Source organism: Mycobacterium sp. E2989 (assembly GCF_001667595.1).
Taxonomy (GTDB): domain Bacteria; phylum Actinomycetota; class Actinomycetes; order Mycobacteriales; family Mycobacteriaceae; genus Mycobacterium.
Genome location: NZ_LZJX01000087.1, coordinates 1 through 13,982, shown reverse-complemented (window position 1 = coordinate 13,982; position 13,982 = coordinate 1). Strand labels below are relative to the sequence as shown.

13 protein-coding genes and 1 pseudogene are annotated in these 13,982 nt (G+C 69.1%); 4 read left to right on the top strand and 10 right to left on the bottom strand.

Annotated elements, in window-relative coordinates; all coding sequences use genetic code 11:
- Positions 1-32 precede the first annotated feature (32 nt).
- From A5680_RS15510 to A5680_RS15500, 3 genes are all read left to right on the top strand, one after another.
- A complete protein-coding gene (locus A5680_RS15510) occupies positions 33-467 on the top strand; it encodes a hypothetical protein (RefSeq protein ID WP_067820821.1) in 435 nt (144 codons plus the stop codon).
- Positions 468-903: 436 nt separating this feature from the next.
- Positions 904-1,674: an enoyl-CoA hydratase gene (locus A5680_RS15505; protein ID WP_067820765.1), complete on the top strand. Its 771-nt coding sequence runs from the start codon at positions 904-906 to the stop codon at positions 1,672-1,674.
- 102 nt (positions 1,675-1,776) lie between these two features.
- Positions 1,777-2,067, top strand: coding sequence for a hypothetical protein (locus tag A5680_RS15500; RefSeq protein ID WP_156675126.1), 291 nt, complete (start codon positions 1,777-1,779; stop codon positions 2,065-2,067).
- A 4-nt stretch (positions 2,068-2,071) separates the two neighbouring features.
- On the opposite strand, the gene A5680_RS15495 is transcribed toward A5680_RS15500, so the two are convergent.
- From A5680_RS15495 to A5680_RS15450, 10 genes are all read right to left on the bottom strand, one after another.
- On the bottom strand, positions 2,072-3,226 hold the full coding sequence (locus tag A5680_RS15495; RefSeq protein WP_067820758.1) for a dihydrolipoamide acetyltransferase family protein: 1,155 nt from the start codon (positions 3,224-3,226) through the stop codon (positions 2,072-2,074).
- A complete protein-coding gene (bkdB, locus tag A5680_RS15490; protein ID WP_067820755.1) occupies positions 3,223-4,278 on the bottom strand; it encodes a 3-methyl-2-oxobutanoate dehydrogenase subunit beta in 1,056 nt (351 codons plus the stop codon). The genes A5680_RS15495 and bkdB overlap by 4 nt, the downstream gene beginning before the upstream one ends.
- On the bottom strand, positions 4,279-5,379 hold the full coding sequence (pdhA, locus tag A5680_RS15485; RefSeq protein WP_067820752.1) for a pyruvate dehydrogenase (acetyl-transferring) E1 component subunit alpha: 1,101 nt from the start codon (positions 5,377-5,379) through the stop codon (positions 4,279-4,281). It abuts the gene before it with no gap.
- 208 nt (positions 5,380-5,587) lie between these two features.
- Positions 5,588-6,409 (bottom strand): CoA ester lyase, encoded by an 822-nt coding sequence (locus tag A5680_RS15480; RefSeq protein ID WP_055404868.1) that lies wholly within the window; start codon positions 6,407-6,409, stop codon positions 5,588-5,590.
- On the bottom strand, positions 6,406-6,900 hold the full coding sequence (locus tag A5680_RS15475) for a MaoC family dehydratase (RefSeq protein ID WP_067820749.1): 495 nt from the start codon (positions 6,898-6,900) through the stop codon (positions 6,406-6,408). The genes A5680_RS15480 and A5680_RS15475 overlap by 4 nt, the downstream gene beginning before the upstream one ends.
- Positions 6,897-8,063, bottom strand: coding sequence for an acyl-CoA dehydrogenase family protein (locus A5680_RS15470; protein ID WP_067820746.1), 1,167 nt, complete (start codon positions 8,061-8,063; stop codon positions 6,897-6,899). The genes A5680_RS15475 and A5680_RS15470 overlap by 4 nt, the downstream gene beginning before the upstream one ends.
- On the bottom strand, positions 8,060-10,066 hold the full coding sequence (locus tag A5680_RS15465; RefSeq protein ID WP_067820818.1) for an acetyl/propionyl/methylcrotonyl-CoA carboxylase subunit alpha: 2,007 nt from the start codon (positions 10,064-10,066) through the stop codon (positions 8,060-8,062). The genes A5680_RS15470 and A5680_RS15465 overlap by 4 nt, the downstream gene beginning before the upstream one ends.
- 5 nt (positions 10,067-10,071) lie before the next feature.
- Entirely contained in the window at positions 10,072-11,643 is a 1,572-nt protein-coding gene (locus A5680_RS15460) for a carboxyl transferase domain-containing protein (RefSeq protein WP_067820743.1), read from the bottom strand.
- Positions 11,644-11,654: 11 nt separating this feature from the next.
- Positions 11,655-12,305: a 3-oxoacid CoA-transferase subunit B gene (locus tag A5680_RS15455; RefSeq protein ID WP_067820742.1), complete on the bottom strand. Its 651-nt coding sequence runs from the start codon at positions 12,303-12,305 to the stop codon at positions 11,655-11,657.
- A gap of 49 nt (positions 12,306-12,354) precedes the next feature.
- Positions 12,355-13,098 carry a CoA transferase subunit A gene (locus A5680_RS15450; protein ID WP_067820740.1) on the bottom strand — a complete coding sequence of 248 codons (744 nt, stop codon included), beginning with the start codon at positions 13,096-13,098 and terminating at the stop codon, positions 12,355-12,357.
- A gap of 184 nt (positions 13,099-13,282) precedes the next feature.
- Here A5680_RS15450 and A5680_RS15445 point away from each other — a divergent pair.
- Positions 13,283-13,915, top strand: a pseudogene (locus tag A5680_RS15445) (TetR/AcrR family transcriptional regulator); the annotation flags it as partial.
- Positions 13,916-13,982: the final 67 nt, after the last annotated feature.

Here is a 13,982-nt window from a genome sequence, read left to right as displayed (position 1 = left end):
TAAAGGCGTCTCTATTCGAGGGGTGGTCGATGATGACGTCGAACGACTGGCAACCGGTGGTACGAGTTGGAGAACCCAAATTCGTAGCCGGCCTGGGAAATAGGATAAAAGTTGAGGTCAAGACACGGGGGTGGCTAAGCCGGGACTGGCGTGGCTACTTCGGTTCGCAGGTATCGCAGCAACGGCTCGATGCCAGGTACTCGTCGTATCCCTGTTGGGATGAGATCCAGTGCATAGAGGGCACCTGTGCGCTCGACGAGGCGGAGCAGTACATCGAAATGATCGATGCGGCAATCCACTACGCGAACAATCGGTTGCGCCACGACGCGATGCCGGCCACAGCGCTGCAGGGGCCCGTGCGGGACCACCGGACGTTTGGGGTCAGACGGCGCCAGGCGGCGCTGGACCAGCTGGCGAAGCGGTTGGCACGACCCGACCCGGTCGAGAGCGAACTGACCGCGACTTAAACCGCGACAATTCATTACGTCGCTGAATTATTTCCATGCAATTCGGTAGGTCCGCGCGCCCGTCCGCGGGAAGGTGCCGCAAACGCATTTGCGTTTGCACGGCCATTTTTTTCCGCGGTGGGGCCTCGCTCGTATCGTGTGCGCCACGCAAATCCTCGCGGCGACTCGCACAATACGAGTGCCGTTAAAGGGCACGGCCAGAGCGTGGGCCGCCATTCACGCCCGGCCGCTGCCGTGCGTTTCTTTCGCGCCCGCCGCCCGCCCCCGGGCCATCCACCGCAGCTTGCTGCTGCGAAACGGGCGAAATCCGGTCGGCGCGACCCCGACCGCCCGTATGCACGCCGCGCAGTACCCTTACCGTGGCCCGGAATAGCAGCCGACGGCACGGCAATCGTGCGTCGCCCGGGGCCGCCAGCCCAAGCCGCGGAGGTGCCCGATGGCCGAATCCGACCCCGTCTTGTTCACCGTCGAGCGCCGCGTCGCGGTCATCACCGTCAACGACCCCGACCGGCGCAACGCCGTCACCGCCGAGATGTCGGCTCGCCTGCGCGCGGCCGTCGAGCGGGCCGAGGCCGACCCCGACGTTCACGCCGTGGTGGTCACCGGTGCCGGCACGGCGTTTTGCGCGGGCGCGGACCTGAGCCCGCTCGCCGCCGCGGGCGGTGACAAAGCCGAGGCGGGTCTGCAACAGCTTTACGACGGCTTCATGGCCGTCGGCGGTTGCCGGCTGCCCACCATCGCCGCGGTGAACGGCGCGGCCGTCGGCGCCGGACTGAATCTCGCGCTGGCGGCCGACGTGCGGATCGCCGGGCCGGCGGCGTTGTTCGACGCCCGCTTCCAAAAGCTGGGGCTGCATCCCGGCGGCGGTGCGACCTGGATGCTCCAGCGAGCCGTGGGCCCGCAGGTGGCCCGCGCGGCCCTGTTGTTCGGCATGCGCTTCGACGCCGAAGCCGCCGTGCGCCACGGGTTGGCGCTGTGCGCCGCCGACGATCCGGTGGCGGCGGCGCTGGAGCTCGCCGCCGGGCCCGCGAACGCCCCGCGCGAGGTCGTGCTGGCGACCAAGGCCACCATGCGCACGACCATCAGCCCGGGATCGGTGGATAACGAGCAGCACGCCTGGGCGATGCGCACCGAGCTCGGGCCGCAGGCCTACTCCATCCAGTCACCGGAATTCGCTCAGCGACTGGCCGCAGCGCAACGCAGGTAGCGCCGACGCAGGTTCGGAAGTTGGGATCGGTAGCGATTCCGCAAAAGTGTGCTTTGCTACGAAGACGCCGACAGGCGTGGCGCCCTAGCGAAGGACATGCCCGTGGAGATCACCCAGACCCTCACCCGACTCGCCGCCGGGGCCCTGTTGGCCAGCGGCCTCGCGACGGCCGGAACGGCTCTGGTCGAAGGCATCGCCCACGCCCAGCCGGCCCCCGCGCCGCAGGTCTACTGGTGCCCCAATCAACCGTGGAACCCGGCATGGGGCGAAAACAGATACTGGAACCAGTGCTGGGACACCGACAACCCGCCGCCGTACCCGCCCCCGCCGCCTTCGCGCGCGCCCAGCTTCAACTGCGGCCTGTTCTGGTGCCCCGTCCCGCCGCACCCCTGAGCCGTCAGAGGTCGAGCAACCCGGTCATCGGCGACTCGACCAAGTCCCTCAGCTCGGTGACGAATCGGGCCGCCTGGGCGCCGTCCGCGACGCGGTGGTCGAACACGCAAGTCAGCGTCATCGTCGGGCGCACCACCACCTGATCGCCGACGGCCACCGGGCGCGGCTTGATCGCGCCCATCCCCAGGATGGCCGCCTCGGGGTGGTTGATCACCGGCACGCCATCGTCGGCGCCTAAAGCCCCGAAGTTGGACACGGTGAACGTGGACCCGCGCATCTCCCCCGGCGTCAGGATGCCCTCGCGCGCCCCGGCGATCAATTCGGCCGTCCGACCGGCCAATTCGCGGGTGGTCTTGGTATGCGCGTCGGCGATCACCGGGACCAACAACCCGCGATCGGTGGCCACCCCGAACCCCAGATGGACCCGATGCTCGACGCGCACGTGCGGGCCATCGGGTGAGTCCACCCATGTCGAGTTGAGAATCTCGTTGTGGCGCAGCGCGATCACCAGCAGCCGCAAGGTCAGCACGAACGGGGTGATCCGCTGATCCGCCGACGCTCGGTCCGACAGCCGCAACAGTTCGGAGCAGTCAACCGCGACGCTGACCTTGGCGGCCGGGATCTCCCTGTGCGACAACGTCATTTTCTCGGCCATCCGGGCCTGCACGCCGCGAACCGGGCGAACGTCGGCGCCGTTCTGGCCGGCCGCCGCCAACACTTCCGCCCGGGTGATGACGCCGTCGGGGTCGCGCTGCACCGAGCTCAGGTCGACCTTCAGCTCCTTGGCGAGTTTGCGCACCGGAGGGGCGGCCAGCGGGCGGCTGCGTCGGCTGGAGTCGATGCCGGCGTCGGCGCCGTAGCCCACCAGCGTGGGTACCGCTCCACCAGGGGCGTCGCCGTTCACCGGTGCGGTGTCGATGCGGACCAGCACCGCCCCCACCGCGAGCACATCGCCTTCCCCGCCGTGGGTTTCGACGATTCGGCCCGCGTACGGGCTGGGCAGTTCCACCTCCGCCTTCGCCGTCTCCACCGAACACAACACCTGGTTGAGCTCGACATCGTCGCCGGCGGCGACGTTCCAGCGGGTCACCGTCACTTCCTGCAGTCCCTCACCGAGATCCGGGACGCGGAACGACTTGACCCGCTCGTCGGCGCTCATGGCTGCCCCAGCGAACGCTCGACGCAGTCCAGCAGCCGGTCGGGGCCGGGTAGCCATAGTCGCTCCAGCCGGGCGGGCGGGTACGGGGTGTCGAATCCGCAGGCGCGCAGTACCGGCGCCTCCAGCTCGTAGAACATCTCCTCCTGGATCCGGGCGGCCAACCCCGCGCCATATCCCAGGCTGCGCGGGCCCTCGTGCATCACCACGCAACGCCCGGTCCGACGAATCGACGCCGCCACGGTCTCGAAATCCAACGGCACCAGTGACCGCAGGTCGACGACCTCCAGGCTCCAACCGCGTTGCCGCTGAGCCTCTTCCGCGGCGCCGACCGCGGTGCTGACCAGGCTGCCGTAGGTGACCACGGTGACATCGGAGCCGGCGCGGCGCACCATCGCCCGCCCGATCGGCGGTTCGGGCCGCTCGGTATCCACCGACCCGCGGACCTGATAGCGCCGCTTCGGCTCGAGGAACATCACCGGGTCCGGGCAGGCGATCGCGTGGCGAAGCAGCCAGTACGCGTCGGACGGGCAGGACGGAACCACCACCTTCAGGCCGGCGGTATGGGCCCAATACGATTCGGTCGAGTCCGAATGATGTTCGGCCGCACCGATTCCGCCGAAGGACGGGATGCGCACGGTCACCGGCATGTTGATCTCGCCGCGGGTGCGGGTGCGGTACTTCGCCAGATGGCTGACCACCTGATCGAACGCCGGGTAGGAAAACCCGTCGAACTGAATCTCGGGCACCGGCACGAATCCGCGCAGCGCCAGTCCCACCGCGATACCGATGATGGCGGATTCGGCCAGCGGCGTGTCGAAGCAGCGCTGCTCGCCGAATGTTCCGGCCAGCCCCTCGGTCACCCGGAACACCCCGCCCTCGACCGACACGTCCTCGCCGAACACCAGCACCCGCTCGTCGGCGGCCATCGCGTCGTGCAGGGCCCGGTTGAGCGCCTGCACCATGGTCATCACTTGCGCGCCGAGAGCGGTGTGCTGCGTTGCGGCCGTGCGGGTTTCGTCGGGGGTGACCGGACGATCGGCGAGCTGAGTCATTCACGCCTCCCCGTCGTTGCGGTCGAGCTCGGCCCGCAACTGCTGGCGCTGCGCCTGCAATCCCGGCGTCATCTCGGCGTACACCGTGGTGAACACCTCGTCGATGTCGAAATCGGGCGCGCCGAACACCGCGTCGCGCAATTCGGCGCGCATGCGCTTCGCACGGGCGGCCACCCGGTTCTCCAACCGCGTCGACCAAATGCCCTGTCCCTGAAGGTAGGTGCGGTAGCGCGGGATCGGGTCGAGCGCCGTCCAGCGGTCCACTTCCTCCTGGGTCCGGTAGCGGCTCGGATCGTCGGACGTGGTGTGCGGGCCGAGCCGGTAGGTGACCGCCTCGATCAGCGTCGGGCCACCGCCGGCCCGGGCGCGCGCGGCGGCCTCCGCCATCACCGCGTAGCAGGCCAGCACGTCGTTGCCGTCCACCCGGATCCCCGGCATCCCGTAGCCGATGGCCTTGTGCGCGATGGACGGTGCCGCGGTCTGCTTGTGCAGCGGAACGGAAATCGCCCACTGATTGTTCTGCACGAAGAACACGCACGGCGCGCTGAAGACGGCCGCGAAGTTCAGCGCCTCGTGCACGTCGCCGACGCTGGTGGCGCCGTCACCGAGGAAGGCCACCGTCACCGAATCCTCGCCGAGACGTTGCGCCGCCATCGCCGCGCCGACCGCGTGCAGGGTCTGGGTGCCGATCGGGATCGACGTCGGGGCGCAGCACTTTTTGGTGAATTCCAATCCGCCATGCCAGGTTCCGCGCCACACCGCGCCGACGTGCCCGGGCGGGATGCCGCGCACCAGATACGCACCCAGCTCCCGGTATTGGGGAAACAGCCAGTCCGTCTTGCGCAAGCAGGCCGCCGCCCCCACCTGCGCGGCCTCCTGGCCGCGGCACGACGCGAACAGCGCCAACTCCCCCTGGCGCTTGAGGTTGATGAACTCGGTGTCCAGCTCGCGGGTGACCATCATCATCTCGTAGAGCCAGCACAGTGTCTCCGCGGGAAGGTCACGGCCGTAGCGGAGTTCGGGCGTCGGTGTGCCGTCCGCGGCGACGAGTTGCACCGGCTCGAGGTCGACGGTCATCGGCAGTTGAGGCACCGTCGCCATACCGTCTCCCTACTTCGGTGCCGCAGGGCCACAGCCAAAGCTCAGCCGGGACCCACCGCGAGCCGAAGTCGATCGCCAGCTACCCGAAAGGCCTCGCTCGCCGCGACACTGGCGTACCCACCATTATGCGCTCAAAAGAGAAGAGACCGCGGTGATCGCGACCGTGTCGCGGCCACCGACAACGCGGTTGCGTGCGAGGGTTCGACCGTCACCCGGCGCCGGACTGCCCCGCCCTGCGCACCAGCATTTCCGCGTGCTTGAGCACCGGCGAGTCGACCATTTGTCCCTCGAAGGCGAAAACACCGCGCTCGGTGCGCGCCGCCTCCAATACCCTTCGCGCCCAGTCGACTTTCTCCTCGCTGGGCCGGTAGGCCTCGCGCACGACGGCGATCTGGGTCGGGTGGATGCACACGGTCCCGTGGAAACCCACCGCGACGGCGTCCGCGGCTTCGGCCCGCAAGCCTTCGACGTCGCGGATGTCCAGATGCACCGCATCGAGCGCGGCCCGGCCGAAGGTGGACGCCGCCAGCAGGACCGTCGACCGGACATGGCGGGCGAAGTCGCGGTAGGTGCCGTCGGCCAAGCGGCTGGAACTACCGCCGAGGGCCGCGACGAGGTCCTCGGCGCCCCACATCATTGCGACGGTGCCCTCCGCGGCGGCGATCTCGGTGGCGAACACCGCCCCGCGGGGCGTCTCGATCAGCGCGATGACGTCGCGGGGCGCCAGCGCGGACACCTGGGCGGCCGACTCGGTCTTCGACAGCATCACCGTGGTGTAGGGCGTCTCGGCCAGGGCGTCCAGGTCGCGGGCGTGCTCCTCGGTGCCGGCCGCGTTGACGCGCACCACGGTGCGCTCGGGATCCAACGGGGTCTCGGCCAGCGCCTTGCGCGCGGCGGCCTTGTCCGACTGGGCCACGCCGTCCTCGAGGTCGAGGATCACCACGTCGGCCGCGGCCGCGGCTTTGGCGAAGCGCTCGGGGCGGTCGGCCGGGCAGAACAGCCAGCCCGGACCGGCGGCTTGCAGTTTCATCGGGACTCCCCGCCGTCCGGCCGCTTCTGCACCAGCGTGGTCCGCACCGCCCGCGCGACGACGTCGCCGTGCTGATTGCGTCCGGTGTGCTCGAGGGTGACGATCCCTTCGCCCGGCCGGCTCTTCGACTCGCGCTTGCCGGTGCACACGGTCTCCGCGTACAGGGTGTCGCCGTGGAAGACGGGCTTGGGGAACGACACCTCGGAGAAGCCGAGGTTGGCCACGATGGTGCCCAGCGTCAGCTGCGATACCGACAACCCGACCAGGGTGGACAGCGTGAACATCGAATTCACCAACCGCTCGCCCCGAAAGCCCGGTTGCTCGGCGGCCCACGCCGCGTCGAGGTGCAGCGACTGGGTGTTCATCGTCAGCGTGGTGAACAAGACGTTGTCGGCCTCGGTGATGGTGCGGCCGGGCCGGTGCAGGTACGTCGTGCCGGTCTCGAATTCCTCGAACCACAGGCCCCGCTGGACGATTGACTTGTCGGTCACGACAGCCCCAGCGACCGCGCGATGAGCATCAACTGCACCTCGGTGGTCCCCTCACCGATCTCGAGGATCTTGCTGTCGCGGTAGTGCCGCGCCACCGGGTACTCGTTCATGAACCCGTACCCGCCGTGAATCTGGGTGGCGTCGCGCGCGTTGTCCATGGCGGCTTCCGACGCGATCATCTTCGCGATGGCTGCCTCCTTCTTGAAGGGCTTGCCGGCCAACATCTTTGCGGCCGCGTCGTAGTAGGCCGTACGCGCGACATGCGCGCGCGCTTCCATCCGCGCGATCTTGAAGCTGATCGCCTGATAGGAGCCTATCGGCTGCCCGAAGGACTGGCGTTCCTTCGCGTACTTGACGCTCTCGTCGACGCAACCCTGGGCCGCCCCGGTCGCCAGCGCGGCGATCGCGATGCGGCCCTCGTCCAGGATGGACAAGAAGTTCGCATAACCCGTGCCGCGGGCGCCCAGCAGGTTCTCCTCCGGGACGCGGGCGTCCGCGAAGCTCAGCGGGTGCGTGTCCGAGGCGTTCCATCCGACCTTGCTGTAGAACGGTTCGACGGTGAATCCCGGTGTGCCGTTGGGCACCATGATCGTCGAGATCTCCTTTTTCCCATCGGCGATGCTGCCCGTGACCGCGGTGACCGTGACCAGCTTGGTGATGTCGGTGCCGGAGTTGGTGATGAACTGCTTGCTGCCGTTGATCACCCACTCGCCATCGTCGAGCCGGGCCGTCGTTCGGGTGGCGCCCGCGTCGGAACCGGCGCCCGGCTCGGTCAGCCCGAACGCGGCCAGGGCGCGCCCGGCGGCGAGGTCCGGCAGCCACTTGGCCTTCTGTTCTTCGGAGCCGAAGCGGAAGATCGGCATCGCCCCGAGGCCGACGCCCGCTTCGAGGGTGATCGCCACCGACTGGTCGACCTTGCCAAGTTCCTCGAGCGCCAGCGACAGGGCGAAGTAGTCCCCACCCATCCCGCCGTACTCCTCGGGGAACGGCAGGCCGAACAGACCCATCTCCCCCATCTTGGCGACGACCTCGTACGGAAAGCTGTGCTCTTCATCGTGTTTGGCCGATACCGGCGCGACGACGGTGCGCGCGAATTCGGCGACCGTGTCACGAAGGTCCTCGTATTCCTTGGGCAGGGTTCCCGCGGTGATGGATGTGGTCATGTTTCGTCCTTACTCGAATCGGCTGCTGCGTCGGGCTCTTCGGGCACCAGCCGGGCCAGCACCTGGTCGACCGTGACCTGATCGCCGACCGACACCAGGAGCTCCACTCGTCCCGAAACCGGCGCGGGGAGCGAGTGTTCCATCTTCATCGCCTCGACGACCACCACCACGTCGCCCTCGGCGACCTCGGCGCCGGAGTCGGCTTGGACGGCGATGACACTGCCGGGCATGGGGCTAAGGATTTCGGCCTGCTGCGCACCGGCGGCGCGGTGAATCTTGTGCTCCTCGGCCTCGCGCAGGTGCCACGCTCCCCGCTCGTCGGCGATCCACAGGTGGCGGTCGGCCTCGGCGAACCGGTATTCGCGGCGCATCCCGTCCAGCGTGACGTCCATCCGGGCACCGTCGACTTGCACACTGGCGGAACAGATCTCACCCGCTCCCACCTGCACCCGCGCGCCGTCCGGTGGCCCCCACACCGACACCGTGTCGCTGCGCAGCGGGGTCTGCATCTCGGTCCGGACGGGGGCCGGCGCACCCCCGACCCGCCAGCCGGTCGGAACGGCCCAGGGGTTGCCCGCGGCGTGACGGTTCAGCGCCCACTGCCGGTACAGGCCGCCGGCGGCGAGCACGTCGTCGGGCGCCGGCAGCGGCGCGAAGTCCGCCACCCGCTCGTCCAGCAGCGCCGTGTCCAGGTCACCGGCGCGCACGCGTTCGTCGGCCAGCAGGAACCGGAGGAACTCGATGTTGGTCTGCACGCCCAGGATCGCCGTCTGCGCCAGCGCCCCATCGAGTTTCGCCAGCGCCTCGTCGCGGTCGTCGCCGTAGGCGATCACCTTGCTCAGCATCGGGTCGTAGTCGCTGCCGACCACCGTGCCCGCCAGCAGCGACGAGTCGACCCGAACGCCGGCGCCGCCGGGCTCGCTCACCTGCAGCACCCGGCCGCCGGTGGGCAGGAAACCCCGCGCGGGATCCTCGGCGTACACCCGGGCCTCGACCGCGTGGCCGCGCAATTCGATGTCGTCCTGCGCGAAGCCCAGCTTCTCCCCGGCCGCCACCCGCAGCTGCCACTCCACCAGGTCCAGCCCGGTGATCGCCTCGGTGACCGGGTGTTCCACCTGCAGGCGGGTGTTCATCTCCATGAAGAAGAACTCGTCCGGGCGATCGGCCGAGACGATGAACTCCACCGTGCCCGCGCCGACGTAGTCGACGCTGCGCGCGGTGTTGCAGGCCGCCGCCCCGATGCGGGCGCGCGTCTGCGGGTCGAGCAACGGCGAGGGCGCCTCCTCGATCACTTTTTGGTGGCGCCGCTGCAGGCTGCATTCGCGCTCGCCGAGGTGCACCACGTTGCCGTGGGTGTCGGCCAGCACCTGCACTTCGATGTGCCGGGGGCGCAACACAAATCGCTCCAGGAACAAGGTGTCGTCGCCGAACGACGAGGCCGCCTCGCGGCGCGCGCCCGACAGGGCATCGCGCAGCCGGCCCGGGTCATCCACGAGGCGCATGCCCTTGCCGCCGCCCCCCGCCGACGGCTTGATCAGCACCGGGTAACCGATCTCGTCGGCGGCCGCGACCAACTCGTCGTCGCTCAGCCCGGGCTTGGCCACACCGGGCACCACCGGCACGTCGAAGGCGGCGACCGCGTTCTTGGCGGTGATCTTGTCGCCCATCACCCGGATCGCCCGCGTCGGCGGGCCGAGGAACACCACCCCGGCGCGCTCGCAGGCGGCGGCGAATTCGGCGTTCTCGGATAGGAATCCGTAGCCCGGGTGGATCGCCTGGGCGCCGGTGCGGGCCGCCGCGTCGAGCACCTTCGCGATGTCGAGGTAGCTCTCGCGGGCCGCGGCGGGGCCGAGGCGCACGGCCGTGTCGGCCTCCAGGACGTGCCGGGCGTTGGCGTCGGGGTCGCTGTACACCGCGACCGACCGGATCCCCAACCGGCGCAGCGTGCGCATCACCCGGACCGCGATCTCTCCGCGGTTGGCCACTAATACGGTCTGGAACATGGTCATCACATCCGGAAGACGCCGTAGGACACCGGTTCCAACGGGGCGTGCGCACATACCGAAAGGGCTAGCCCCACAACCGTTCTGGTGTCGGCCGGATCGATGATGCCGTCGTCCCACAGGCGCGCGGTCGAGTAGTACGGGTTGCCCTGGTCCTCGTATTGCGCGCGAATCGGCGCCTTGAACGCCTCTTCCTCGTCGGGCGGCCAGGGTGTCCCGCCCGCGGCAAGCTGCTCACCGCGCACCGTCGCCAGCACCGACGCGGCCTGCTCGCCGCCCATCACCGAGATGCGCGCGTTGGGCCACATCCACAGGAAGCGCGGTGAATACGCGCGTCCGCACATCGAATAGTTGCCCGCGCCGTAGGAGCCGCCGATCACGACGGTGAGCTTGGGCACCCGGGCGCAGGCCACGGCGGTCACCATCTTGGCGCCGTGCTTGGCGATGCCGCCGGCCTCGTAGTCGCGGCCGACCATGAACCCCGCGATGTTCTGCAGGAACAGCAGCGGAATCCTGCGTTTGTCGCACAGCTCGATGAAATGCGCGCCCTTCAAAGCGGATTCGCTGAACAGGACGCCGTTGTTGGCGACGATCCCGACCGGATGGCCGTGGATGCGGGCGAAGGCCGTCATCAGCGTCTTGCCGTAATTGGCCTTGAACTCGCTGAATTCACCGCCGTCGACCAACCGCACGACGACCTCGTGCACGTCGTAGGGCACCCGCGGATCCGGCGGCACCACGTCGTAGAGCTCACTCTGGGCGTGTTTGGGCTCGACCGTGGGCTGGATGTCCCATTGGCTGGCTTCGCGCGGCCCGAAGGTGGCCGCGATGGCGCGCACGATCCGCAGCGCGTGCTCGTCGTCGTCGGCGAGGTGATCGGTGACGCCGGAGACCCGCGAGTGCAGGTCGCCGCCGCCGAGGTCTTCGGCCGAGACGATCTCGCCGGTGGCGGCCTTCACCAGGGGCGGCCCGCCGAGGAAGATCGTGCCCTGCTCGCGCACGATCACGGCCTCGTCGCTCATGGCCGGCACATAGGCGCCGCCCGCCGTGCACGAGCCGAGGACGGCGGCGACCTGGGGTATCTCCTGGGCGCTCATGGTCGCCTGGTTGTAGAAGATCCGGCCGAAGTGCTCGCGGTCGGGGAACACCTCGTCCTGGCGCGGCAGGAAGGCGCCACCGGAGTCCACCAGATAGATGCAGGGCAACCGGTTCTGCAGCGCGACTTCCTGTGCGCGCAAGTGCTTTTTGACGGTCATCGGGTAGTAGGTGCCGCCCTTGACGGTGGCGTCGTTGGCGACGATCACGCACTCGCGGCCGGACACCCGGCCGATCCCGGTGATGATTCCGGCGCCGGGGGACTCGTCGTCGTACATGCCGTTGGCGGCCAGGGCGGCGAGCTCGAGGAACGGGCTGCCCGGGTCGAGCAGTCGATCCACCCGCTCCCGCGGCAGCAGCTTGCCGCGGCTGACGTGGCGTTCGCGGGCGCGCTCGTTGCCGCCCAATGCCGCGGCCGCCAGCTTGTCGTTCAACTCGGCGACCAGCCGGCGATGCTCGTCGGCGAACGATGGCGCGGTCATCACGGACGAACTCACGATTGCCTCCCGGTTGTCGCCAGCACAAGCGGCGGTTCGGTCTTGTCGAGCACCTCGTCGGCCGAGACGCCGGGGGCGGTCTCGATCAGGTACAGACCGTCGTCGCGAACGTCGATGACGGCCAAGTCGGTGATGATGCGGTCGACGCATCCCACGCCGGTCAGCGGAAGGGTGCATCGCGCAACGATTTTCGGGCTGCCGTCGCGCGCGGTGTGCTCCATCATCGCGATCACCTTGCGGGCGCCGTGGACCAGGTCCATGGCGCCGCCCATGCCCTTCACCATCTTTCCCGGGACCACCCAGTTGGCGAGATCGCCTCCGGCCGAGACCTGCATCGCCCCGAGCACCGCGATGTCGAGGTGTCCGCCGCGGATGATGCCGAACGAGGTCGAGGAACCGAAGAAGGCCGCACCCGGCAGCGTGGTGACCGTCTCCTTGCCCGCGTTGATCAGATCGGCGTCGACGTCCTCAGGCCGGGGATACGGCCCCACGCCGAGGATTCCGTTCTCCGAATGCACGACGACGGTGACACCGGCCGGCATGTGGTTCGGCACGAGGGTGGGCATGCCGATGCCGAGGTTGACGTATTGGCCGTTCTCGAATTCGGCTGCCACCCGCGCGGCGAGGCCGTCCCTGTTCCAGCTCACTCGGCGCCACTCCTCCTCATCACTTCGTTCTGCATCGTCGTCGGCGCACTCACCGCACCGTCACCTTCTCGATCGGCTTTTCCGGATCCGGCACGTGCACCACCCGGTGCACGAAGACGCCGGGCGTGTGCACCGCGGCGGGATCGATCTCGCCCGGCTCGACCAGATGCTCGACCTCCGCGATCGTGATCCTGCCGGCCGTGGCGCAATCGGGGTTGAAGTTCGCGGCGGCCGCCCGGTAGACCAGGTTGCCGTGCCGGTCGCCCTTCCAGGCGTGCACCAGCGCGAAGTCGGTGCGGATCGCGCGCTCCAGAACGTAGGTGACGCCGTCGAACTCGCGCGTCTCCTTGGGCGGCGACATCACCGCCACGCCGCCGGAGGCGTCGTAGCGCCACGGCAGGCCGCCGTCGGCGACCGGGGTGCCGACGCCCGCGGGCGTGTAGAACGCCGGGATGCCCGCGCCGCCGGCGCGCAACCGCTCGGCCAGCGTGCCCTGCGGGGTGAGCTCCACTTCGAGTTCACCGGCGAGGAACTGGCGGGCGAATTCCAAGTTGTCACCGAAATACGAGGCGACGGCCCGGCGAATTCGCTTGTGGTGCAACAGCGCTTCCAGTCCGACGCCGTAGCCGCCGCAGTTGTTGGACACCGTCTCAAGATCACGGGCGCCGGTGTCGACCAGCGCCGTGATCAGCGCCTCGGGGATGCCGCAGAATCCGAATCCCCCGACCGCCAGGGACGACCCGTCGGTTATGTCGGCGACCGCCTCGGCGGCCGTCGCCACCAACTTGTCCATCGCCGCAGCAGCCTCCTTGCCGTCCCGGGGCGGGCTGTTGAGTTAATGCTCATTAACTCACGGCAGAGAATACCATCGTCGGTGCCGCCGGTCCAGGGACGACGACTTGGCTCATCACAGCAGGTTAACCGGCCAATAATCTGCTAAGTTAGTGACGATTAACCAACTGGACGGGGGGGTCGTGATGACAACGTCCACCTCTTACGGCGCCGATGCCCCAAATCGCCGCAGCCAGTTGAAATCCGACCGGCGCCTGCAGCTGCTGTCGGCGGCCGAGCGACTGTTCGCCGAGCGCGGTTTCCTCGCCGTGCGGCTCGAGGACATCGGCGCGGCCGCCGGCGTCAGCGGTCCGGCGATCTACCGGCACTTCCCCAACAAGGAGTCGCTGCTGGTCGAGTTGCTGGTGGGCATCAGCGCGCGGTTGCTCGCCGGGGCCCGGGAGGTGCGGGCCCGCAACGGTGACGCGGCGGCGGCGCTGGACGGCCTGATCGACTTTCACCTCGACTTCGCGTTGGGCGAACCGGACCTGATCCGCATCCAGGACCGCGACCTTGCGCACCTCCCCGAGGCGGCCGAGAAGCAGGTACGCAAAGCGCAACGCCAGTACGTGGAGGTGTGGGTCGGGGTGCTGCGCGAGCTCAACCCCGAGCTGGCCGAGGCCGACGCCCGGCTCACGGCCCACGCGGTATTCGGCCTGCTCAATTCGACGCCGCACAGCATGAAGTCCCCCGACACCGGGCGCGGGAAGCCGGCCCGCGCGGCGCGGTCCCGCGCGGTCATGCGGGCGATGACGGTCGCCGCCCTCGCCGCCGGCAACGGGGGACTGAACCGGTCGGTGGGACGTGAATCGTTCATGTCCACCTCATGGATTGCAGAGTACCTGC